The 20,965-nt window shown below is 69.2% G+C and carries 25 protein-coding genes; 22 read left to right on the plus strand and 3 right to left on the minus strand.

The window, feature by feature from the left end:
- Positions 1-31 precede the first annotated feature (31 nt).
- The 11 genes from mce (at position 32) to dnaE (ending at position 11,549) form a co-directional block, all read left to right on the plus strand.
- Positions 32-436, plus strand: coding sequence for a methylmalonyl-CoA epimerase (gene mce / locus AB4Z01_RS23210; RefSeq protein WP_441698000.1), 405 nt, complete (start codon positions 32-34; stop codon positions 434-436).
- A gap of 215 nt (positions 437-651) precedes the next feature.
- A complete protein-coding gene (locus AB4Z01_RS23215) occupies positions 652-918 on the plus strand; it encodes a DUF1467 family protein (RefSeq protein ID WP_441698002.1) in 267 nt (88 codons plus the stop codon).
- Positions 897-1,472, plus strand: a complete 576-nt coding sequence (locus AB4Z01_RS23220; RefSeq protein WP_441698004.1) for a DNA-3-methyladenine glycosylase I — start codon at positions 897-899, stop codon at positions 1,470-1,472. The genes AB4Z01_RS23215 and AB4Z01_RS23220 overlap by 22 nt, the downstream gene beginning before the upstream one ends.
- 513 nt (positions 1,473-1,985) lie before the next feature.
- The gene (gene proS, locus AB4Z01_RS23225; protein WP_441698006.1) at positions 1,986-3,299 is read left to right on the plus strand and encodes a proline--tRNA ligase; all 1,314 of its coding nucleotides are present in this window, start codon (positions 1,986-1,988) and stop codon (positions 3,297-3,299) included.
- A 175-nt stretch (positions 3,300-3,474) separates the two neighbouring features.
- Positions 3,475-4,737 carry a lipoprotein-releasing ABC transporter permease subunit gene (locus AB4Z01_RS23230; protein WP_441698008.1) on the plus strand — a complete coding sequence of 421 codons (1,263 nt, stop codon included), beginning with the start codon at positions 3,475-3,477 and terminating at the stop codon, positions 4,735-4,737.
- Between the two features lie 7 nt (positions 4,738-4,744).
- Complete coding sequence (locus AB4Z01_RS23235; protein WP_441698010.1) at positions 4,745-5,431, plus strand: ABC transporter ATP-binding protein; 687 nt, start codon at positions 4,745-4,747, stop codon at positions 5,429-5,431.
- Between the two features lie 79 nt (positions 5,432-5,510).
- Complete coding sequence (locus AB4Z01_RS23240) at positions 5,511-5,804, plus strand: hypothetical protein (RefSeq protein ID WP_441698011.1); 294 nt, start codon at positions 5,511-5,513, stop codon at positions 5,802-5,804.
- Positions 5,805-6,371, plus strand: coding sequence for a type II toxin-antitoxin system VapC family toxin (locus AB4Z01_RS23245; RefSeq protein WP_441698012.1), 567 nt, complete (start codon positions 5,805-5,807; stop codon positions 6,369-6,371).
- A 10-nt stretch (positions 6,372-6,381) separates the two neighbouring features.
- Positions 6,382-7,629, plus strand: a complete 1,248-nt coding sequence (locus AB4Z01_RS23250) for a lipoprotein-releasing ABC transporter permease subunit (RefSeq protein ID WP_441698013.1) — start codon at positions 6,382-6,384, stop codon at positions 7,627-7,629.
- Positions 7,630-7,670: 41 nt separating this feature from the next.
- Positions 7,671-7,859: a hypothetical protein gene (locus AB4Z01_RS23255; RefSeq protein WP_441698015.1), complete on the plus strand. Its 189-nt coding sequence runs from the start codon at positions 7,671-7,673 to the stop codon at positions 7,857-7,859.
- Positions 7,860-8,075: 216 nt separating this feature from the next.
- On the plus strand, positions 8,076-11,549 hold the full coding sequence (dnaE, locus tag AB4Z01_RS23260) for a DNA polymerase III subunit alpha (protein ID WP_441698016.1): 3,474 nt from the start codon (positions 8,076-8,078) through the stop codon (positions 11,547-11,549).
- Between the two features lie 7 nt (positions 11,550-11,556).
- Here the strand turns inward: dnaE and mazF are convergent, their stop codons facing one another.
- On the minus strand, positions 11,557-11,892 hold the full coding sequence (gene mazF, locus AB4Z01_RS23265; protein ID WP_441698017.1) for an endoribonuclease MazF: 336 nt from the start codon (positions 11,890-11,892) through the stop codon (positions 11,557-11,559).
- Positions 11,893-12,144 (minus strand): AbrB/MazE/SpoVT family DNA-binding domain-containing protein, encoded by a 252-nt coding sequence (locus AB4Z01_RS23270; RefSeq protein ID WP_441698019.1) that lies wholly within the window; start codon positions 12,142-12,144, stop codon positions 11,893-11,895. It abuts the gene before it with no gap.
- Between the two features lie 178 nt (positions 12,145-12,322).
- Here AB4Z01_RS23270 and AB4Z01_RS23275 point away from each other — a divergent pair, with 178 nt between their 5' ends.
- The 11 genes from AB4Z01_RS23275 to AB4Z01_RS23325 all read left to right on the plus strand — a co-directional run bounded on the left by AB4Z01_RS23275 (position 12,323) and on the right by AB4Z01_RS23325 (position 20,616).
- Positions 12,323-12,898, plus strand: a complete 576-nt coding sequence (locus AB4Z01_RS23275; protein ID WP_441698021.1) for a chromate transporter — start codon at positions 12,323-12,325, stop codon at positions 12,896-12,898.
- A gap of 4 nt (positions 12,899-12,902) precedes the next feature.
- Positions 12,903-13,427 carry a chromate transporter gene (locus AB4Z01_RS23280; RefSeq protein WP_441698023.1) on the plus strand — a complete coding sequence of 175 codons (525 nt, stop codon included), beginning with the start codon at positions 12,903-12,905 and terminating at the stop codon, positions 13,425-13,427.
- 65 nt (positions 13,428-13,492) lie between these two features.
- Complete coding sequence (locus AB4Z01_RS23285; protein ID WP_441698025.1) at positions 13,493-13,906, plus strand: DUF3592 domain-containing protein; 414 nt, start codon at positions 13,493-13,495, stop codon at positions 13,904-13,906.
- 91 nt (positions 13,907-13,997) lie between these two features.
- Positions 13,998-14,537 (plus strand): queuosine precursor transporter, encoded by a 540-nt coding sequence (locus tag AB4Z01_RS23290; protein ID WP_441698027.1) that lies wholly within the window; start codon positions 13,998-14,000, stop codon positions 14,535-14,537.
- Positions 14,538-14,551: 14 nt separating this feature from the next.
- Positions 14,552-15,592 carry a tRNA preQ1(34) S-adenosylmethionine ribosyltransferase-isomerase QueA gene (gene queA, locus AB4Z01_RS23295; protein WP_441698029.1) on the plus strand — a complete coding sequence of 347 codons (1,041 nt, stop codon included), beginning with the start codon at positions 14,552-14,554 and terminating at the stop codon, positions 15,590-15,592.
- A complete protein-coding gene (gene tgt, locus AB4Z01_RS23300; RefSeq protein ID WP_441698031.1) occupies positions 15,585-16,718 on the plus strand; it encodes a tRNA guanosine(34) transglycosylase Tgt in 1,134 nt (377 codons plus the stop codon). Before queA ends, tgt begins: the two co-directional genes overlap by 8 nt.
- 9 nt (positions 16,719-16,727) lie before the next feature.
- Positions 16,728-17,198, plus strand: coding sequence for a preQ(1) synthase (gene queF / locus AB4Z01_RS23305; RefSeq protein ID WP_441698033.1), 471 nt, complete (start codon positions 16,728-16,730; stop codon positions 17,196-17,198).
- On the plus strand, positions 17,195-18,325 hold the full coding sequence (gene queG, locus AB4Z01_RS23310; RefSeq protein ID WP_441698035.1) for a tRNA epoxyqueuosine(34) reductase QueG: 1,131 nt from the start codon (positions 17,195-17,197) through the stop codon (positions 18,323-18,325). Before queF ends, queG begins: the two co-directional genes overlap by 4 nt.
- A gap of 98 nt (positions 18,326-18,423) precedes the next feature.
- Positions 18,424-19,806, plus strand: coding sequence for an RsmB/NOP family class I SAM-dependent RNA methyltransferase (locus tag AB4Z01_RS23315; protein WP_441698037.1), 1,383 nt, complete (start codon positions 18,424-18,426; stop codon positions 19,804-19,806).
- Position 19,807: 1 nt separating this feature from the next.
- The gene (locus tag AB4Z01_RS23320) at positions 19,808-20,338 is read left to right on the plus strand and encodes a GNAT family N-acetyltransferase (RefSeq protein ID WP_441698039.1); all 531 of its coding nucleotides are present in this window, start codon (positions 19,808-19,810) and stop codon (positions 20,336-20,338) included.
- The gene (locus tag AB4Z01_RS23325) at positions 20,335-20,616 is read left to right on the plus strand and encodes a DUF1294 domain-containing protein (RefSeq protein WP_441698041.1); all 282 of its coding nucleotides are present in this window, start codon (positions 20,335-20,337) and stop codon (positions 20,614-20,616) included. The genes AB4Z01_RS23320 and AB4Z01_RS23325 overlap by 4 nt, the downstream gene beginning before the upstream one ends.
- Before the next feature lie 145 nt (positions 20,617-20,761).
- Here AB4Z01_RS23325 and AB4Z01_RS23330 read toward each other — a convergent pair.
- On the minus strand, positions 20,762-20,965 hold a 204-nt coding region (locus tag AB4Z01_RS23330), incomplete at its 5' end, for an IS66 family transposase (RefSeq protein WP_441694510.1).

A 20,965-nucleotide genomic window follows, 5' to 3' on the forward strand; every position in this document is an offset into this window, starting at 1 on the left:
CCCCTTCCTGTCATTTCCGAGGGAGCGCACCATGATCGGCCGCCTCAACCACGTCGCCATCGCCGTGCCGGACCTGCCGGCCGCGGTGGCGCTGTATGGCGAGACGCTGGGGGCGGCGGTGTCGGCGCCGGTCGAGCTGCCGGAGCACGGCGTCACCACCGTCTTCGTCACCCTGCCCAACACCAAGATCGAGCTGCTGCACCCGCTGGGCGAGGCCTCGCCGATCGCCAAGTTCCTTGAGCGCAACCCGAAGGGCGGCATCCACCACCTCTGCTACGAGGTCGAGGACATCCGGGCCGCGCGGGACCGTCTGGTCGCCGCCGGCCTGCGCGTGCTGGGCGACGGCGAGCCGAAGATCGGCGCCCATGGCAAGCCGGTGCTGTTCCTGCATCCGGCCGACCTCGCCGGCACCCTGACCGAGATCGAGCAGGTGTGAGGCTCCAATCGGCTTTTCCTCTAAAGGAGCCGTCATTGCGAGGAGGCGAAGCCGACGAAGCAATCCAGGGGCGGCTCGCGCTGCGCTCGCAATGACGACCCTTTGCCTCGGTGCTCCGGTCTGAGCCGCGGGCGCAGACCGGCCAGGACGAAAAGACCCATATCTCGCCGCGTGCCGGCCGGGTAAGCAGGGCGGAACACTCCGGGAGGGACCACATGGGCCTGGTCAGCGGCATCGTCGTCTTCACCATCATCTGGTGGACCGTGATCTTCATGGTCCTGCCCTGGGGCGTGCGGCCCGAAGTCGACGACGCGCAGCCGGGCCATCAGGTCGGGGCGCCGGCCAATCCGCGGATGTGGCGCAAGGTGCTGATCACCACCGCCATCACCGTCGTGCTATGGGTGGTGATCGACATCCTCATCACCGAGAACGTGTTCTCCTTCCGGGACTGGGCGGACTCATGGACGAAGGCGCAGCAGTGATCGACCCCGCGCCGCTGAAGGGCTACTGTGCCGTCGCCGAGCGCGACCCGCTGCACAAGGCCTATCACGACACCGAATACGGCTTTCCGGCCCGCGACGACGCGGTGCTGTTCGAGCGGCTGATCCTCGAGATCAACCAGGCCGGGCTGTCCTGGGACCTGATGCTGAAGAAGCGCGAGACCTTCCGCCGGGCCTATGCCGGCTTCGACATCGATAAGGTGGCCGCCTTCGGCGACGCCGACCGCGCCCGGCTGCTGGCCGATCCCGGGGTGATCCGCAACCGGCTGAAGGTCGACGCCGCGATCGACAACGCCAGGCGGCTGCAGGCGATCCGCGAGAGCCATGGCAGCTTCGCCGCCTGGCTCGACGCCCATCATCCGCTGTCCAAGGCGGAGTGGGTGAAGCTGTTCAAGAAGACCTTCCGCTTCACCGGCGGCGAGATCGTCAACGAGTTCCTGATGAGCCTGGGCTATCTGCAGGGCACGCATCACCCCGGCTGCCCGGTCTATGACACGATCCTGACGCTGGACCCGCCATGGCGGCGAGGGGCGTGATGTCGTCGTCTCCGCCCTCTGCACTCATTGTATACATGCACAAAAAAACGGCAGGGCCGAAGCGCCTGCCGATCGAAAATCTGTCTTTTTAATTGTGTCCGGCGGACTTTAGTCCTGCCGGCACTCCCGACAGTTTCCTCCCTAAACTCGAGCCTGCCCTTGTTGTTGATTTTGTTCAGGCGAGGCGGACCTTAGCGAGGAAAAACACCGCTGTCACGCAGATTCGCATGCCCCCCATGCAGCCAGATCAGAGCGCATTTGCACACAAACAAAATCCTGGAATCCCTGCCGCCTGATGGATGCCCCACACGCGGCCGGCGAGTGCTTTAATGCCCACATAGGCGGTGAGGTCGCAGGCTATTTCGTGGGCGATTGATCATGCAGTAGGCAATGCCGCGTCGGCAGCGGCGCCGGGGTGAACCCCTGCCGCGGAACCCCGCATGGACAGGGTGCCGGTCCTTCCCTAAAGTCGCGCCCCTGTGTTCTCAACGGTTCCAGACGGAAGCCCGCTCGATGCGCCTGTCCCAGTTCTTCCTGCCCACCCTGAAGGAGAATCCCAGCGAGGCGCAGATCGTGTCGCATCGGCTGATGCTGCGCGCCGGCATGATCCGACAGCAGGCGGCCGGTATCTATTCGTGGCTGCCGCTGGGCTTCCGGGTGCTGAAGAAGATCGAGCAGGTGGTGCGCGAGGAGCAGGACCGGTTCGGCTGCCAGGAGATCCTGATGCCGACGATCCAGCCGGCCGACCTGTGGCGCGAGAGCGGCCGCTACGACGATTACGGCAAGGAGATGCTGCGCATCCGCGACCGCAGCGACCGTGACATGCTGTACGGGCCGACCAATGAGGAGATGGTCACCGACATCTTCCGCTCGTCGGTGAAGAGCTACAAGCAGCTGCCGCAGCTGCTGTACCACATCCAGTGGAAGTTCCGGGACGAGGTGCGCCCCCGCTTCGGCGTGATGCGCGGCCGCGAATTCCTGATGAAGGACGCCTACAGCTTCGACATCGACTACGAGTCGGCGCGGCGGTCGTACAACAAGTTCTTCGTCTGCTATCTCAGCACCTTCGCCCGGCTGGGGTTGAAGGCAGTGCCAGTGAAGGCCGACACCGGCCCGATCGGCGGCGATCTGAGCCATGAGTTCCAGATCCTGGCCGAGACCGGCGAAAGCCAGGTCTATGTCGACCCCCGGCTGCTGGAGCTGGACACCGAGGCCCGCCAGCTCGGCCCCGAGGACGACCTCGCCGCCTTCGTCGACCGCGTCACTGGCCTCTACGCCGCGGCGGACGAGATGCACGACGCGGCCAACTGTCCGGTCCCGGCGGCCGAGCTGCAGACCCGGCGCGGCATCGAGGTCGGGCACATCTTCTATTTCGGCACCAAGTACTCGGCGCCGATGGGCGCGACCGTGGCCGGGCCCGACGGCACGCCGCGGCCGGTCGAGATGGGCAGCTACGGCATTGGCGTGTCGCGCTTGGCCGGCGCCATCATCGAGGCCAGCCATGACGAGGCCGGCATCATCTGGCCGGATGCCGTGGCGCCGTTCGATGTCGGGCTGATCAACCTGAAGCCGGGCGACGCCGCCTGCGACGCTGCGGCCCAGGACCTGTACCAGCGCTTCCAGGCCGCCGGCCTCGATCCGCTCTATGACGACCGTGACGAGCGGGCGGGGGCGAAGTTCGCCGAGATGGACCTGATCGGCCTGCCCTGGCAGGTGGTGATCGGGCCGCGCGGCGCCGCCAGCGGCGTGGCCGAGATCAAGCGCCGGGCCACCGGCGAGAAGATCGAGCTGCCGCTCGACGCGGTGGTGGCGCGGATCAAGGGCTGAGTCGGCTTGGCTGGCCCGGAGGGATCGGTCTCAATGACCAACACCAAATTGTCATTGCCGGGCTTGACCCGGCAATCCAGAGGATGTCGACGCCCTCTGGATGCCCGGGTCAAGCCCGGGCATGACAGCCAGGGGGACGTTGTCCTCCTCGGCTCGGCAACCTGACCCTCCGCCCATGTTCAACGCCTTCGAACGGACCGTCGCCTTCCGCTACCTGCGGGCCCGCAGGAAGGAAGGCTTCATCTCCGTCATCGCCGGCTTCTCCTTCGCCGGCATCCTGCTGGGGGTGGCGACGCTGATCATCGTGATGTCGGTGATGAACGGCTTCCGCGCCCAACTGGTGGACCGCGTGCTCGGCCTCGACGCTCATCTCAAGGTCAGCGCCGCGGCCGGGGCGGGCGTTCCGGATTACGGCCCGCTGGCCGACAGGCTGCGGCAGGTGCCGGGCGTGGTGCGGGTGTCGCCGGTGATCGAGGACCAGGCGCTGGTCAGCCGGGATTCCGACTTCACCACCTTTCAGGGCGCGCCGGTGGCGGTCGAGGGCGTCGAGCCGGCGGATTTCCTCGGCCGCCCGGCGATCGCCCGGTCGATCCTGATCGACCGGGCGGAGGATTTCTCCGGCACCGACGGTATCGCCATCGGCAGCGGCCTGGCCGGCCAGTTCGGCGTCCGGCTGGGCGACGAGCTGACGCTGGTCACGCCGCATTTCAACCGTACCGCCTTCGGCTTGGTGCCGCGGGCCAAGACCTACACTGTGGCGGCGATCTTCTCGACCGGGCTGCAGGAGCCCGATGCCGCGACCGTCTACATGCCGCTGGAGGCGGCGCAGCAGCTGTTCCAGATGAAGGATCAGGTTGGCGGCCTCGACATCTTCACCACCGACCCGGAGCGGCTCGACGCCGTGCGGGCGCGAGTGGCCGAACTGGCCGGGCCCGACCTCAAGGTGTCGGATTGGCGCGACGCCAACGCCACCATCTTCACGGCGCTGCAGGTCGAGCGCAGCGCGATGTTCGTCATCCTGACCCTGATCATCCTGGTGGCGGCCTTCAACATCGTCTCCAGCCTGGTGATGCTGGTGAAGGACAAGGGCGGCGACATCGCCATCCTGCGCACCATGGGGGCCTCGCGCGGCGCCATCCTGCGCATCTTCTTCCTGGCCGGCGCCACCATCGGCACGGTCGGCACCCTGGCCGGGCTGGCGCTCGGCCTCGGCCTTGCCGCCAATATCGACGCCATCCGCCTGTGGCTGCAGAGCGTGCTCGGCCCCGACACCTTTGCCGCCGAGTTCAGCTTCCTGGCCTCGCTGCCGGCTCTGGTCGACTCTGGCCAGGTGGTCGCGGTCTGCCTGCTGGCCATCGGCCTGACCTTCCTGGCCTCGATCTTCCCGGCCTGGCGGGCCGCCCGGCTCGATCCGGTGGAGGCCCTGCGCTATGAGTGACGCCGCCATGACCAAAGCCCCCGAGGTGCTGCGCCTGGACGAGATCCGCCGCAGCTTCCACCAGGGCGAGACCCGGCTCGACGTGCTGCGTGGCGCCGAGCTGTCGCTGGCCGGGGGCGAGATCGTCGCCCTGGTCGGCCCCAGCGGCGCCGGCAAGTCGACCCTGCTGCACATCGCCGGCCTCTTGGAGCAGCCGGATGGCGGCACCATCACCATTGCCGGCCAGCGCTGCGACGGGCTCGGCGACGGCCCGCGCACGGCGCTGCGCCGCTCGGCCATCGGCTTCGTCTACCAGTTCCACCACCTGCTGCCGGAGTTCAGCGCCATCGAGAATGTGGTGCTGCCGCAGATGATCGCCGGCCGCTCGCGCTCGGAAGCGCGCCAGCGGGGGCGGGAGCTCCTGGCCCGGGTCGGCCTGGCCGGAAGGCTGGAGCATCGCCCGGCCCAGCTGTCGGGCGGTGAGCAGCAGCGCGTCGCCATCGCCCGGGCGCTGGCCAACGCGCCGAAGGTGCTGATCGCCGATGAGCCGACCGGCAATCTCGACCACACCACCTCCGACGCCGTGTTCGAGATGCTGGTCGAGGTGGTGCGCTCGACCGGCGTCGGCGCCCTGATCGCCACCCACAACCTGGATCTGGCCGCGCGCATGGACCGGGTGGTGGAAATGCGTGACGGCGTGCTGGTGGGGCAGTAAAGCGGCCCAACTTGCCGCCGATGGTGCAGGCGCGTATGTTCAACAGAATTTCATTCTGTTGAACGAAGGGATCTGACCGATGCCCGCCACCGCGAAGAAGCCGCGCAACCAGCAGCTCGAAATCAGCCGGGCCCGGTTCGAATCCGTGATGGCGGCGGCCGAACGGTCGGGCCTGCTGCGGGACAAGAACAGCCGCATCGGCGTCCGGATCAGCCCGAAGCTGGTCGCGGAAGCCAAACGGCTGACCGGCATCGAGGCCGACACCGAGCTCATCGAGTTCGCCCTGGCCAGCATTGCCCTTGAGGACGACTTCCTGCGCGTCTTCGACGAGATCGAGGGCACGGTGGATCCGGACATGAAGCTCGGCTACTGAGTGGCCGATTTCCACTTCGACGCCGCGCTGCGATGGGCTCGTTTCGATCCGCAGCGGACGCTCGCGCGGCGGCCCGACGATCGTCTTCCGTTCGTCCGCGGCGGTCCGGCCGGTGGATCGGGGCTTCTGTTCGACACCAGTGTCTATATCGACCGGATGCAGGGGCGGGTACCGGCAGAGGTGAGACAGTTACTGGGGCATCGCCAGGCCAACCATTCGACGGTCGCGATCCAGGAGCTCATGCATGCCGTTGGTGCGTTGAATCCGGCCGATGCGCGGACGCCGGCGGCAATCGCCCAGATCCGCTTGGTGATCAAGACGATGCCACGTCATCGGGTCTTCGCGCCGGACCCGGATGTCCTGGGGCGGGCAGCGCTGCTGTCCGGGACGCTGTGCCGTCTTCAGGGCTATGCCGCCGACCACAAGATGCGCGCCCTGCACGACTGTACCCTATTCCTGCAGGCGCAGAAGCTTGGCTTGGCCGTGTTGACGGCGAACATCGCCGACTTCGACATCATACTGCAGCTGATTCCATCAGGACGTGCCTTGCTGTACCGGCGCGTGTAAGAGCTATCCCATGTTCAACGCCTTCGAACGCACCGTCGCCTTCCGCTACCTGCGGGCCCGCCGCGGCCAGGGCTTCGTCTCGCTGATCGCCGGATTCTCGCTGCTCGGCATCATCATCGGCGTCGCCACGCTGATCACCGTCACCTCGGTGATGAACGGCTTCCAGACCGAGCTGCTGGCCCGGTTTCTCGGCCTCAACGCCCATGTCAGCGTCGCTCCCCTGGGCGGGGCGGCCATCGCCGACTATGAGCCGATGGCGGGGCGGCTGCGCGGGGTCGAAGGCGTCACTCGGGTGGTGCCGGTGGTCGAGGGCCAGGCGCTGGCCAGCGCCGGCAAGGCCTCGGCCGGGGTGCAGATCCGCGGCGAGAGCCCGGAGGATTTCCTGGCCCGGCCGCTGATCGCCCAGAACCTGCAACTGCAGGCGCCCGGCGCCTTCGCCGGCGGCGACGCGGTGGCGATCGGCCGCGGCCTGGCCGAGAAGCTCGGCCTCGGCCTTGGCGGCAAGCTCACCCTGCTGGCGCCGGGCGCCGCGGGGCAGAGAGAGCAATCCGCGGGACCGACCGCGCGAGCCTTCACCGTGGTCGCGATCTTCGACGCCGGGCTCTACCAGTTCGACAGCGGCGTCGCCGTGCTGCCGCTGCCGGCGGCGCAGTCCCTCCTCGGCCTCAAGGGCGTGTCCCGGCTCGACCTCTATGTCCGCGATCCGGACCGGATCGGCGAAATCGCTGCGGCCCTGCAGCAGGCCGCCGGCCCCGGCGTGCGCTTCTTCGACTGGAAGCAGGCGCTGTCCGGCTATCTCGACATCGTCGCCGGGCAGCGCAACGTGCTCTTCGTCATCCTGTCGCTGATCGTGCTGGTGGCCGCGTTCAACATCATCTCTAGCCTGATCATGCTGGTGAAGGAGAAGGGCGCCGACATCGCCATCCTGCGCACCATGGGCGCCTCGCGCGGGTCGATCCTGCGCATCTTCTTCCTGGCCGGCGCCACCATCGGCGTCATCGGCACCCTGGCCGGGCTCGGCCTCGGCATCGCCCTGGCCGACAGCCTGGAGACGCTGCGGCAGTGGCTGCAGCAACTCACCGGCACGCCGATCTTCGACCCGAAGCAGTATTCCCTGACCCGGATCCCGACCGAGATCGACGCCGCCGAGGTCATGCTGGTCTGCGGCATGGCGCTGGCCCTGTCGCTGCTGGCCTCGATCTACCCCGCCTGGCGCGCCGCCCGTCTCGACCCGGTCGAGGCTCTGCGATACGAGTGAGCGCCTTGCCGTGAGGCGAGGCGATCCCTTAAAATCGCGGCATGCGAACCGGACCAACGACGTTTCTTGGGCGCAAGGCTGCGGATCTGCTTGCCGAGCTGGATTCGAACCGGGAATCGGCCCTGATGGCGCAGCTCGAAGGCATTGCCCGCGGAGAGCAGGCAGCAGAGGACGGGCGGATGTTGGCGCAGCACGAGGCCATGCAGCACATGGCGCGATGGTTGAGCTAGAGGTCTGGCTGAGAATATACACGTCAAGTGAGGCGATCTATTTATTGTCATTGCCGGGCTTGACCCGGCAATCCAGAAGATCTCGACAGTGTCTGGATGCCCGGGTCAAGCCCGGGCATGACCGTTTTTGGTTCGGCCGTTGTTCGAGATGGCCTATCAATAACCCGTCGCCCGATTCCTCCGGGCCCCCGTTCCGTCGCCGCGGAGAGCCGCCGCATGCCACACGCCGATTTTGTCCATCTGCGCGTGCACAGCGCCTATTCCCTCTCGGAAGGGGCGATCAAGATCAAGGAGCTGGTCGGCATCTGCAAGAAGCTGCAGATGCCGGCCGTGGCGGTCACCGACACCGGCAACCTCTTCGGCGCGCTGGAGTTCGCCTTCGCCGCCAAGGACTACGGCATCCAGCCGATCATCGGCACCATCCTCAGCATCACCCGGACGGAGACGGAATCGGGCGCCCGCGTCGGCGGCCCGGCCATCGCCGAGCCCGACTGCCTGGTGCTGCTGGCGCAGAACGAGGCCGGCTACGAGAACCTGATGGCGCTGACCAGCCGCGCCTATCTGGAGACCGAGCAGGGGCTGGCGCCGCAACTGGCGCTGGAGGATCTGGCGGGCCACACCGAGGGTGTCATCGCCCTGACCGGCGGGCCGAAAGGCCCGGTCGGCCGCCTGCTGCTGGCTGAGCATCCGGAGCGGGCGCTGGCCACCCTGCGCTATCTGAAGACCCTGTTCCCCGGCCGGCTCTATGTCGAGCTGATGCGCCACGGCATGGAGGAGGAGGACCGGATCGAGGCCGGCCTGATCGACCTCGCCTATGCCGAGGACGTGCCGCTCGTCGCCACCAATGACTGCTTCTTCGCCGGCGAGGACATGTACGAGGCGCATGACGCGCTGCTGTGCATCGCCGACGGCACCTATGTGGTCGAGGCAGACCGCCGGCGGGTGACGCGCGACCACCGCTTCCGCTCGGCCGAAGAGATGCGCCAGCTCTTTGCCGACCTGCCGGAGGCGGTCGACAACACGATGGTGATCGCCCGGCGCTGCGCGGTGATGCCGAAGAAGCGGGACCCGATCCTGCCGACCTTCCCGAGCGAGGCCGGCCGGACCGAGGTGGAGGAACTGCGCGCCCAGGCGCATGACGGGCTCACGGCCCGGCTGGAGGCGCATGTCTACACGCCGGAGATGACGGCGGAGGAGCGCAAGACGGTGCGGGAGAAATACACCGCCCGGCTCGACTACGAGCTCGACGTCATCGAGAAGATGGGGTTCCCGGGCTACTTCCTGATCGTCGCGGACTTCATCAAATGGTCCAAGGCGCACGACATCCCGGTCGGGCCGGGCCGCGGCTCCGGCGCCGGCTCGGTCGTCGCCTGGGTGCTGACCATCACCGACCTCGACCCGCTGCGCTTCGGCCTGCTGTTCGAGCGGTTCCTGAACCCCGAGCGCGTATCGATGCCGGATTTCGACATCGACTTCTGCCAGGACCGGCGCGACGAGGTGATCACCTATGTCCGCGACAAATACGGCCATGACCGGGTCGCGCAGATCATCACCTTCGGAAAGCTGCAGGCCCGCGCCGTGCTACGCGACGTCGGCCGCGTGCTGCAGATGCCCTACGGCCAGGTCGACCGCATCTGCAAGCTGGTGCCGAACAACCCGGCCAACCCGGTCACGCTGGTCCAGGCGATCGACGGCGAGCCGGCGCTGCAGCAGGAGCGCGACAACGACCCGGCGGTGCGCCACCTGATCGACCTGGCGATGAAGCTGGAGGGGCTGTACCGCCACGCCTCGACCCACGCCGCCGGCGTGGTCATCGGCGACCGGCCGCTGCACGAGCTGGTGGCGCTGTACCGAGATCCGCGCTCGCCGATCCCGGCCACCCAGTTCAACATGAAGTATGTCGAGCAGGCCGGGCTGGTGAAGTTCGACTTCCTCGGCCTCAAGACGCTGACCGTGCTGCGCGTGGCCGAGAACCTGATCAAGGCCAGCGGCGTCGAGATCGACCTGGCGCATATCCCGCTCGACGACGGCCCGACCTACGCCATGCTCGGCCGGGCGGAGGCGACCGGCGTGTTTCAGCTGGAAAGCTCGGGCATGCGCGACGTGCTGCGCCGGATGAAGCCGAACCGGATCGGCGACATCATCGCGCTGGTGGCGCTGTATCGCCCCGGCCCGATGGACAACATCCCGACCTTCATCGAGGTCAAGAACGGCACCAAGGCGCCGGACTACCTGCACCCGTCGCTGCAGCCGATCCTGGAAGAGACCTATGGCATCATGGTCTACCAGGAGCAGGTGATGCAGGTGGCGCAGACCCTGGCGGGCTATTCGCTCGGCGGTGCCGACCTGCTGCGCCGCGCCATGGGCAAGAAGATCAAGGCGGAGATGGACGCCCAGAAGGCCACCTTCGTCGAGGGCGCGGTGGCCCGCGGCGTGCCGGCCGGCCAAGCCTCCACCATCTTCGACCAGGTCGAGAAGTTCGCCGGCTACGGCTTCAACAAATCGCACGCCGCCGCCTACGCCATCGTCGCCTACCAGACCGCCTATCTGAAGGCCAACCATCCGGTCGAGTTCCTGGCCGCGTCGATGACGCTCGACCTCGGCAACACCGACAAGCTGAACGTCTTCCGGCAGGAGCTGACGCGCCTGAAGATCAAGCTCCTGATCCCCGACATCAACAAGTCGGAGGCGGTGTTCGCGGTCGAGACGCTGCCGGACGGCAGCAAGGCGATCCGCTACGCCCTCGGCGCGATCAAGGGCGTGGGGCCGGAGGCGATGCGCAGCCTGGTGCAGGAGCGGGAGAAAGGCGGGCCCTTTAAAGACCTGTTCGACCTGGCCCGGCGGCTCGATCTCAAGCTCATGAACAAACGCCAGCTGGAGAATCTGGCCCGCGCCGGCGCCTTCGATTCGATCGAGCGCAACCGCGCCCGGGTCGTCGCCTCCTTCGAGACGCTGCTGCGCTACGCCCACACCATGGCGGCGGAGCGCGAGAGCGGCCAGATCGGCCTGTTCGGCGGCCCGGCCGGCGGGGGCTTGAGCGCGCCACCGTTGCCGACCATCCCGGACTGGGATTCGATGGAGCGGCTGCGGCAGGAGTTCGACGCGGTCGGCTTCTACCTCTCGGCCCATCCGCTCGACACCTACAACACCAAGCGCCTCGGCTCGGTGCGCTCGGCCGAGATCGGCCAGAAGATGCGGATGGGGCACACCCAGCTGCGCCTCGCCGGCATCCTGATGGCCAAGCGCGAGATGACGACCAAGACCGGCAACCGCATGTGCTTCGGCACTTTCTCCGATGCCAGCGGCGTGTTCGAGGTCACCTTCTTCGCCGAGAGCCTGGCCACGGCCCGGCAACTGCTCGAGGTCGGCGCCGCCCTGGCCATGGCGGTGGAGATCCAGAGCCGCGGTGAGGAGCTGCGGCTGACCGCGATGTCGGTCGAGCCGATCGACCAGGCCCTGGCCCGCAGCGCCGCCCGCTTCGTCGTCTATGTCGACGGGGTGCACGCGATCCAGCCGCTGCACGGCCTGCTCGACCGCGAAGGCCAGGGGCGCTGCAAGGTCAACCTGCAGCTGCTGCTGTCGCCGACCGAAGAGGTCGAGATCGAGCTGCCCGGTGCCTACGCCGTCGGCGGCCGGGCCAAGGCGGCGCTGAAATCCGTGCCCGGCGTGCTCAGCGTCGAGGAGTTCTGACGTGGTGCTAAACCAGCGCGCGTAGCTTCTTGCGGACTTCGGTGACCTCGTTGGCGGAGGCTCGACCCTTGAACACCGCGCCGCGCGCCCGCCAGTCGAGCGACTTCACCTGGTCGGCCAGCACCGCGCTGGGAACGCCGCCGGCGACCGGCACCTCAAAGGGGTAGCCCTTCAGCTTGGTCGTCATCGGGCAGGCGACCAGCAGACCGATCTTGACGTTGTAGGCGGCTGGGGAGAGGACCAGGGCTGGGCGGTGCCCGGCCTGCTCGTGCCCCGCCTGGGGGTCGAAATCGATCCAGATGATGTCGCCGCGGTCGGGGACATAGGCCGGCGCCTTCGCCATCTACCAGACTTCCTTGCCGACGGCCGGCCCGAAATCGACCGGGTCGTGCCGGTTCTCGTCGGTGACGCCGGCCAGCAGGGTGTCGAGGTCGTCGCCGGCAACGCCATCATCCAGGATCGGCTCGATGACGATGCGGCCGCTTTCCAGCCGGACATCCACCGCCTGGTCGATCGAGATCTGGGCGACCTCCATGATCGCGGCGGGGATCCGCACGGCGGCGCTGTTGCCCCACTTCTTGACGGTCACCCGCATCAGAACCCTCACACCAGCCATGTAGAGACATCTGTATCAACATCGGTCGCGAGCCGTTCCGCGTCAACGGCCGTCGATGCGGTGAGATCAGCTGATAGATCGGACCTGTTGTCGCGTCCCTTGTTGCCGCGCCGCGCCTGCGCTTGAGTGGAGGGATCGCGGAGAATCGGGGACCGGCATGGCTGAGACCGCAGCCGAGATGGCGGCACCAGCCGGGCCGCCGGGCCTGGGGCAGATCTTCCTGGCCTTCGCCAAGATCGGGCTGACCAGCTTCGGCGGCGGCCTCAGCGGCTGGATGCTGCGGGAGTTCGTGCAGAACCGGCGCTGGGTTTCCGAGGTCGACTTCCTCAACGGCCTCGCCTTGGCCCAGGCCTTCCCCGGGGTCAACGTCGTCAACCTCTCGCTCTGGATCGGCTTCCGCCTGCGCGGCGGGCCGGGGGCGCTGGCGGGCGTGCTCGGCATGGTGATCCCGGCGATGCTGGTCGCCATCGCCGCCGCCGCGGCCTTCGCCGAGGTGGCGCAGGTCCGCTCGGTCCACCTGGCCTTGGCCGGGGCGGCCGCGGCGGCGGTCGGGCTGTCGCTGCAGATGGGTGTCCGCGCCGCGCGCCGGGCGGCCCGCTCCGCCGTGCCGGTCGCGATCATCGTCGCCACCTTCGTGGCGATCGGCGTGCTGCACCTGCCGCTGCTGCCGGTGATGGCGGTGCTGGCGCCGCTCAGCGTCGGCTATGCCGCCTGGCGGCCGCGGAAGGACTGAGCCGATGGACAACGTGCTGCTGCGGCTGCTGATCGTCTTCGTGCCGCTGTCCTTCCTCAGCGTCGGCGGCGGCCAGAGCATCGTCGCCGACATCCACCGCCAGTCGGTCGGCGTCTATGGCTGGATGACCGACGCCCGCTTCCTCGACCTGTTCGGCCTGTCGCGGATGACGCCGGGGCCGGGATCGCTGCTGGTGACGCTGGTCGGCTGGCAGGCCGCGGGCTGGGCCGGGGCGCTGGTGGCGACGGCAGCGATCTTCGTCCCGTCCTCGCTGCTGGTCTACGGCCTGGCGCGGCTGTGGGCGCGATACAGCGGCGCGCCGTGGCAGCGCGCGGTCGAGACCGGGCTGGCGCCGGTCGCCGCCGGCATGGTGCTGGCCGCCTCCTTCACCCTGCTGCAGGCGGCCGAGGGCGGGGTGCTGGCCTGGGCCATGGCCGGCATCTCCTGCCTGGCCCTGCTGTTCACCCGGGTCAGCCCCTTCCTGCTGCTCGGCGCCGGCGCGGTCGTGTTCCTGCTGGTCCAGCCGTGACCGTCCCGGAGATTGCCACAATACCGGCTTATGCCCGATCCCGAGCGAAACGGGGGGAGGCGGCGATGGCACGAGTCACCGGCGTCAGGGCGTTGCCCATTCTCGGACTGGTCTTCTTCGGCCTCGGCCTCTTGGGGCTGATCGCCGCCGGCGTGCTGGCCTGGCGCGAGATGGACGGCAGCCGGCAGGCCAAAGCCGAGGGCGTCATCGTCGATTTCAACAACGGCCCGGTCGTCGAATACACGACAGAGCACGGGGCGACGGCGCAGTTCCGCAGCGCGGTCCGCAGCAGCTCCTTCATGCGGGGGCAGCACCTGCCGGTCGCCTACGACCCGGCCGATCCCACCGACGCGGCGATCGACGGATTCGCCGGCCGCTGGTTCCTGCCCGGCCTGTTCTGCCTCATCTTCGGCGTCTTCCTGGCGGTCGGCCTGGTGCTGTCGGTGTTGGGGCGGATCCTGCGGCCACGCCTGGCGTAGGGGTGGCCAAGCCGCCCGAGTTGCGCTAAAAGCCCCCCGGACCCGGGCGCCGAGGGCTGCGCCGCGGGCGCTTTTTGTTGGAAGAACCGCCTTGCGTACCGAAACCCGCGGCATGGGCCTGGCGCTGATCGCGATGATCACCGTCGTGGTGGCCTCGAACTACCTGGTCCAGTTCCCGATCAACGACTGGCTGACCTGGGGTGCTTTCACCTATCCGGTCACCTTCCTGGTCACCGACCTGACCAACCGCTTCTTCGGTCCGCACCGCGCCCGCCAGGTCGCCTATGTCGGCTTCGCGCTCGCGATCCTGCTGTCGCTGTGGCTGGCGGATTGGCGCATTGCTGTCGCCTCCGGCACCGCCTTCCTGGTCGGCCAACTGCTCGACATCCACATCTTCGACCGGCTGCGCCGCGCCGCCTGGTGGCGCGCGCCCTTCATCGGCTCGGCCCTCGGCTCGGTGGTCGACACCGCCCTCTTCTTCACCATCGCCTTCGCCGGCACCGGCCTGCCGCTGCTGACCCTGATGACCGGCGACCTGGCGGTGAAGCTGGCCTGCGCCCTGTTGTTCCTGGCGCCGTTCCGGGCGCTGATGAACCTGCTCATGCCGATGCCGGCACTGCAGAACGGCTGACCCCCGCCTTCGCCATGCGTGTCGACGAGTTCGATTTCGACCTGCCGCGGCGACTCATCGCCGACCGGCCGGCAGAGCCGCGCGAGGCCGCCCGGCTGCTGGAGGTCGCGGCCGACGGCCTGACCGACCGCCGGATCGGCGACCTGCCGGGGCGGCTGCGGGAAGGCGACCTGCTGGTGGTCAACGACACCCGCGTCATCCCGGCCCGGCTGCACGGCAAGCGCGGCCTGGCGGGGATCGAGATCATGCTGCATCAGCCGGCCGAGGCCGGGCGCTGGCGCGCCTTCGCCCGCCCGGCCAAGAAGCTGAAGCCGGGCGACGTGGTCCGCTTCGCTGATGATTTCGCCGCAACCATCGTCGCCAAGGGCGAGGCCGGCGAGGTCGAGGTGGCTTTCGATGATCCCGCCGGCCTGGCCGCCCAGCTGCAGCGCCATGGCGAGATCCCGCTGCCGCCCTATATAGACCGGCCGGACGGGCCGGACGAGCGTGACCGTGCCGACTACCAGACCGTCTTCGCCCGGCATGACGGCGCCGTCGCCGCGCCGACCGCGGGGCTGCACTTCACCCCGCCGCTGCTCGACGCGCTGGCCGCACGGGGCATCGAGACGGTGCGTCTGACCCTGCATGTCGGCGCCGGCACCTTCCTGCCGGTGAAGAGCGACACGGTCGAAGGCCATGTCATGCATGCCGAGCGCGGCGTGCTGACCGCCGAGGTCGCGGACCGGATCAAGGCCGTGCGCGCCGCCGGCGGCCGCATCGTCTCGGTCGGCACCACCAGCCTGCGCCTGCTGGAGAGCGCGGCGGCCGAGGACGGCACGGTGCGGCCCTTCGACGGGTCGACCGCGATCTTCATCACCCCGGGCTACCGCTTCCGCGCCGTCGACCTGCTGGTGACGAATTTCCACCTGCCGCGGTCGACCCTGTTCATGCTGGTCTGCGCCTTCGCCGGCATGGAGCGGATGACCCGGGCCTATGCCCATGCCATCGCCACGGGCTACCGTTTCTACTCCTATGGCGACGCCTGCCTGTTGCACCGGTCGGACCGAGATGACTGAACCCGCCTTCCGCTTCGAGCCCCTGGCCCGCGACGGCGCCGCCCGCACCGGCCGCCTGCACACCGCCCATGGCGTGGTCCAGACCCCGACCTTCATGCCGGTCGGCACCGCCGCCACGGTGAAGGCGATGCGGCCGGAGGAGGTGGCGGCCACCGGCGCGCAGATCGTGCTGGGCAACACCTACCATCTGATGCTGCGCCCGGGGGCGGAGCGGGTGGCCCGGCTGGGCGGCCTGCACCGCTTCATGAACTGGCCCGGCCCGATCCTGACCGATTCCGGCGGCTTCCAGGTGATGTCGCTGTCGCAGCTGCGGCGCATGGACAAGGACGGCGTGACCTTCCGCTCGCATCTCGACGGCAGCGAGCACCGGCTGTCCCCGGCGCGGTCGACCGAGATCCAGCATCTCCTGGACGCCACCATCACCATGGCCTTCGACGAGTGCACGCCGTTCCCGGCGGAGCCGGAGGTGGCGGCCAGCTCGATGCGCCTGTCGATGGGCTGGGCGCAGCGCTCGCGCGACGCCTTCGTCGCCCGGCCCGGCTATGGCCAGTTCGGCATCGTCCAGGGCAGCGTGTACCCGGACCTCCGGCTGGAATCCGCGGCGGCGCTGACCGCGATCGGCTTTGAGGGCTACGCCATCGGCGGCCTGGCGGTGGGCGAGGGGCAGGAGCGGATGTTCGCCGCCCTCGACGTCACCGTGCCGGCGCTGCCGGACGACCGGCCGCGCTACCTGATGGGGGTGGGCAAGCCCTCCGACCTGGTCGGCTCGGTCCGCCGCGGCGTCGACATGTTCGACTGCGTGCTGCCGACCCGGTCCGGCCGCACCGGCCAGGCCTTCACCCGCCGCGGCACGGTCAACCTGCGCAACGCCCGGCACCAGGACGACCAGCGGCCGCTGGACGAGGCCTGCCGCTGCCCCGCCTGCCGCAGCTACAGCCGCGCCTATCTGCACCATCTGGTGCGCAGCGAGGAGGTGCTGGGGCTGATGCTGCTGACCCAACACAATTTGACCTACTATCAGGACCTGATGGCCGGGCTGCGCGGTGCCATCGCCGCCGGCACGCTCGACGCCTTCGCCGCCGCCTTCGAGGCGGAGCAGGCGTCGGGCGACATCCCGGCTCTCTGAGGAGACATCATGGCCCGCAAGACGAAGGGCACGGAAGCGCTCACCCAGCTCGGCCAGGCCACGGCGCTGCCGGCATCGCCGGAAGAGGCGGTGCTGGAGACGGTGCCGAATCCGCGGCCGAAGCAACTGTACCTGGTGCGCTTCACCGCGCCGGAATTCACCTCGCTGTGCCCGATGACCGGCCAGCCCGATTTCGCCCATCTGGTGATCGACTACGCCCCGGCCGCCAAGATCGTCGAGAGCAAGTCGCTGAAGCTGTTCCTCGGCTCGTTCCGCAACCACGGCGCCTTCCACGAGGACTGCACCGTCTATGTGGCGGAACGGCTGATCCAGGCGATGAAGCCGCGCTGGTTGCGCATCGGCGGCTACTGGTACCCGCGCGGCGGCATCCCGATCGACGTGTTCTACCAGAGCGGGCCGGCGCCCGAGGGCCTGTGGCTGCCCGACCAGGGCGTGCCGCCCTATCGCGGACGGGGATGACCGGCGCGGCCGACATCAAGGACCGTATTAGGGCCGAGGCCTTCGCCCTCGGCTTCGACAGCGCCGGCTTCGCCGCCGCCAAGCCAGACCCCAGGCTGCGGGAGCGGCTGGAGCTGTTCCTCGGCGAGGGTCAGCATGGCGACATGGGCTGGCTGGAGGCGAATGCCGACCGGCGCGCCGACCCGCAGACGCTGTGGCCGGACGCCATGACCGTGCTGTCGCTCGGCCTCAACTACGGCCCGGCCGAGGACCCGCTGCCGCTGCTCGAACAGCGGGAGAGGGGGGTGATCTCGGTCTACGCCCAGGGCCGCGACTATCACGACGTGGTCAAGAAGAAGCTGAAGGCGCTGGGCGGCTGGATCCACCGGACCTTCAAGGCCGAGCTCAAGGTCTTCGTCGACACCGCGCCGGTGATGGAGAAGCCGCTGGCGATGCGCGCCGGGCTGGGCTGGCAGGGCAAGCACACCAACCTGGTGTCGCGCGACTGGGGCTCCTGGCTGTTCCTGGGCGAGATCTACCTGGCGATCGACCTGCCGCCGGACGCGCCGGAGCGCGACCGCTGCGGCTCCTGTCGCTCCTGCCTCGACATCTGCCCGACCGCCGCCTTCCCGGCGCCCTACCGGCTCGACGCCCGGCGCTGCATCTCCTACCTGACGATCGAGCACAAGGGCCCGATCCCACGCGAGCTGCGGCCGCTGCTGGGCAACCGCATCTATGGCTGCGACGACTGCCTGGCGGTGTGCCCCTGGAACAAGTTTGCCGCCATGGGGCGCGAGGCGGCGCTGGCGCCGCGGCCGGGGCTGAACGGCCCGGCCCTGGTGTCGCTGCTGGGCTTTGACGATGCCGGCTTCCGCGCCGCCTTCTCCGGCTCGCCGATCAAGCGCATCGGCCGCGACCGCTTTCTGCGCAACGTGCTGGTCGCCCTCGGCAACAGCGGCGACCCGGCCCTGGCTCCGGCGGTCGAGCCGCTGCTGGACGACGCCTCGCCCCTGGTGCGCGGGGCCGCGGTCTGGGCCCTCGGCCGCCTGCTCGGCCCGGAGGGACTGCAGCGGCTTGCGGCGGCGCGTGTCGAGGATCCGGAGACCGAAGTGCGCGAGGAATGGCAGGCCGGTCTCGCCGCGGCCTGATACCTCCAGCGCATAGCTCGCCCGCGCCGTCGGGCAAAAGCTGGCGCACCGCAGGCGAAGCGCGGTAGAAGGCGCGTTTTCCTGTTACGCTTGAGTCCATGACCCCCTCCGCCCGCATCCAGGCCACGATCGACATTCTCGAGCGCCTCGGCATCGAGAACCGCCCCGCCGACGCCCTGGTCTCGGCCTATTTCCGCACCCGCCGCTTCATCGGCTCCAAGGACCGCAGCGAGGTCGCCGCTCGCGTCTACGCCGTGCTGCGCCATCACGCCCGGCTGGGCTGGTGGCTGGCCAAGGTCGAGGCCGAGGACACGCCGCGCAACCGGGTGATCGCCGAGCTGACCCTGGCCGAGGGCGTCGCGGTCAAGGATATGGGTCGGCTGTTCTCCGGCGAGACCTACGCGCCGATCCCGCTGGACGGGCCGGAGGACAAGCTGGTCAAGGCCACCGCCGGCCAGCCGCTCGACCATCCCGACATGCCGAAGCCGGTGCGCAGCGAGATCCCGGACTGGGCCTCGCCCTCGCTGGAGGCCATGTTCGGCGACCGCTTCGAGGTCGAGGTCAACGCGCTGCTCGACCAGGCGCCGCTCGACCTGCGGGTGAACGAGCTGCGCGGCACCCGCGACGAGGTGCTGCAGACGCTCATCGCCGGCAAGCTCGACGTGGTGGCGACGCCGCTGTCGCCGCTGGGCATCCGGGTCAAGGGCCGGCCGCAGCTGGGCCGCCATCCCGCCTTCCAGTCCGGCCTGATCGAGGTGCAGGACGAGGGCTCGCAGCTGGTCGCGCTGCTGGTCGACGCCCGGCCGGGCCAGCAGGTGGTGGATTTCTGCTCCGGTGCCGGCGGCAAGGCGCTGGCGCTGGCGGCGCGGATGAAGGGCAAAGGCCGGGTCGTCGCCTGCGACGTGTCCAAGGGCCGGCTCGACCGCGGCAAGGAGCGGCTGCGCCGCGCCGGCATCGACAATGTCGAGCCGCGTCTGCTGGAGAACGAGCGCGACCGCTGGGTGAAGAAGCAGCGCGGCAAGTTCGACCGAGTGCTGGTCGACGCGCCCTGCACCGGCACCGGCGCCTGGCGCCGCAATCCGGATGCCCGCTGGCGGCCGATGGATCTGGAGCGGCTGCTGGGCGTGCAGCGCGAGATCCTGGACAGCGCCGCCCGCCTGGCCAAGCCGGATGGCGGCCGGGTGATCTACGCCACCTGCTCGCTGCTGCGCGAGGAGAACGAGGCGCAGGTCGAGGGCTTCCTCGCCGCCCATCCCGACTATCGGCTGCTGCCGGTCGAGACGGTGTGGGACGAGACGGTGGGCACCGGCCCGGCCCCGACCACCGGCATGCTGCGCCTGTCGCCCGCGGCCAACGGCACCGACGGCTTCTTCGTCGCGGTGCTGGAGCGCGGGCCGAAGGCCGACGCGGCCTCCGGCGAGGCGGCCGACGCCGGCGAGCCCGACGATGCCGATGCGGCGGCCGAGGGAGAGGAAGGCTGACATGATCCGCCGCGCGATCCTGGCCGATGCGCCGGCGATCGCGCGGATCCATGTCCAGTCCTGGCAGGAGACCTATCGCGGCCTGGTGCCGGACGAGTATCTCGACCGCATGACCGTGACCCAGCGCGAGCGCGGCCATGAACGCTCGCTGGCGCATGAGGACGGCACCGCGACCTTCCTGGCGCTGGACCCGACCCCGGCGGGCGGCGCGGTGCCGGTCGGCTTCGCCCTGTGCGGCCGGGCTCGCGGCGCGCCGGGCTGGAATTGGGGCGAGATCTTCGCCCTCTATCTGCTCGACCGGGCGAAGGGCAGGGGCCATGGACGGGCACTGATGGCCGCGTCCTCCGCCTGGTTCGCCGAGCGCGGCATGTCGCCCTTCATGCTGTGGGCCCTGACCGCGAATTTCCGCGCCACCGGCTTCTACCGCCATCTCGGCGGCGAAGCCTATGCCGACCGGCTGGAGCGCTTCGGCGGTGCCGTGCTGGCGGAAAGCGCCTTCCGCTTCGACCGGCCGATCTTCCCCGCCGCATGACCGCCCTGGCGCTGTATCTCCTCGCCGCCAGCCTGGCCGCCTTCGCCCTGTTCGCCTGGGACAAATGGTGCGCCGCCGCCGGCCGCCGGCGGATCCCGGAGCGAACGCTGCTGACCCTGGCCGCGATCGGCGGCACGCCCGGCGCCATCGCCGGGCAGCGGCTGCTGCGCCACAAGACGCGCAAGGAGCCGTTCCGCACCCGGCTGCTGTGGATCGCCGGGACGCAGCTGGTCCTGATCGCAATCCTTGCCGGGCTGGCGCTGGCTGGAATGGGATGAGTTGAGGTCGGGTGTCAGTGCATTTCGAGCAGGGCTGACGGATATCGAGCGACTTCGCGCTGCCTCTCCCGCCTGGCGGGACCTTTTCAGAATTCCAAACACCGTCATTGCGAGCGCAGCGGTAACTGCCCAGGTGCAGGCGTGATTAGGCGGAGTTGAGGTTATGGATGAGTTGTGTTGGGCAGGATGACAGTGTTTCGAGCAGGTTCCATCCGCGCTTTCGAGCGGTGCCGATGAGGGTGCGGAGCGTGGCGAAGTTGTCTGCGCCTTGAGATGTGCGGAACCCGCCGGAGATTTTCTGTCGGAGTTTCATCATCCGGGCATCGCGCTCGGCTTCGTTGTTGGTGAA

Source organism: Inquilinus sp. YAF38 (genome assembly GCF_052113205.1).
GTDB lineage: Bacteria > Pseudomonadota > Alphaproteobacteria > DSM-16000 > Inquilinaceae > Inquilinus.

Bases quoted from the DNA above. Each gene is read 5' to 3' on its own strand.
- mce (WP_441698000.1), top strand. From the start codon at position 32: ATGATCGGCCGCCTCAACCACGTCGCCATCGCCGTGCCGGACCTGCCG.
- AB4Z01_RS23215 (WP_441698002.1), top strand. From the start codon at position 652: ATGGGCCTGGTCAGCGGCATCGTCGTCTTCACCATCATCTGGTGGACC.
- AB4Z01_RS23220 (WP_441698004.1), top strand. From the start codon at position 897: ATGGACGAAGGCGCAGCAGTGATCGACCCCGCGCCGCTGAAGGGCTAC.
- proS (WP_441698006.1), top strand. From the start codon at position 1,986: ATGCGCCTGTCCCAGTTCTTCCTGCCCACCCTGAAGGAGAATCCCAGC.
- AB4Z01_RS23230 (WP_441698008.1), top strand. From the start codon at position 3,475: ATGTTCAACGCCTTCGAACGGACCGTCGCCTTCCGCTACCTGCGGGCC.
- AB4Z01_RS23235 (WP_441698010.1), top strand. From the start codon at position 4,745: ATGACCAAAGCCCCCGAGGTGCTGCGCCTGGACGAGATCCGCCGCAGC.
- AB4Z01_RS23240 (WP_441698011.1), top strand. From the start codon at position 5,511: ATGCCCGCCACCGCGAAGAAGCCGCGCAACCAGCAGCTCGAAATCAGC.
- AB4Z01_RS23250 (WP_441698013.1), top strand. From the start codon at position 6,382: ATGTTCAACGCCTTCGAACGCACCGTCGCCTTCCGCTACCTGCGGGCC.
- AB4Z01_RS23255 (WP_441698015.1), top strand. From the start codon at position 7,671: ATGCGAACCGGACCAACGACGTTTCTTGGGCGCAAGGCTGCGGATCTG.
- dnaE (WP_441698016.1), top strand. From the start codon at position 8,076: ATGCCACACGCCGATTTTGTCCATCTGCGCGTGCACAGCGCCTATTCC.
- mazF (WP_441698017.1), bottom strand. From the start codon at position 11,892: ATGGCGAAGGCGCCGGCCTATGTCCCCGACCGCGGCGACATCATCTGG.
- AB4Z01_RS23270 (WP_441698019.1), bottom strand. From the start codon at position 12,144: ATGCGGGTGACCGTCAAGAAGTGGGGCAACAGCGCCGCCGTGCGGATC.
- AB4Z01_RS23275 (WP_441698021.1), top strand. From the start codon at position 12,323: ATGGCTGAGACCGCAGCCGAGATGGCGGCACCAGCCGGGCCGCCGGGC.
- AB4Z01_RS23280 (WP_441698023.1), top strand. From the start codon at position 12,903: ATGGACAACGTGCTGCTGCGGCTGCTGATCGTCTTCGTGCCGCTGTCC.
- AB4Z01_RS23285 (WP_441698025.1), top strand. From the start codon at position 13,493: ATGGCACGAGTCACCGGCGTCAGGGCGTTGCCCATTCTCGGACTGGTC.
- queA (WP_441698029.1), top strand. From the start codon at position 14,552: ATGCGTGTCGACGAGTTCGATTTCGACCTGCCGCGGCGACTCATCGCC.
- tgt (WP_441698031.1), top strand. From the start codon at position 15,585: ATGACTGAACCCGCCTTCCGCTTCGAGCCCCTGGCCCGCGACGGCGCC.
- queF (WP_441698033.1), top strand. From the start codon at position 16,728: ATGGCCCGCAAGACGAAGGGCACGGAAGCGCTCACCCAGCTCGGCCAG.
- queG (WP_441698035.1), top strand. From the start codon at position 17,195: ATGACCGGCGCGGCCGACATCAAGGACCGTATTAGGGCCGAGGCCTTC.
- AB4Z01_RS23315 (WP_441698037.1), top strand. From the start codon at position 18,424: ATGACCCCCTCCGCCCGCATCCAGGCCACGATCGACATTCTCGAGCGC.
- AB4Z01_RS23320 (WP_441698039.1), top strand. From the start codon at position 19,808: ATGATCCGCCGCGCGATCCTGGCCGATGCGCCGGCGATCGCGCGGATC.
- AB4Z01_RS23325 (WP_441698041.1), top strand. From the start codon at position 20,335: ATGACCGCCCTGGCGCTGTATCTCCTCGCCGCCAGCCTGGCCGCCTTC.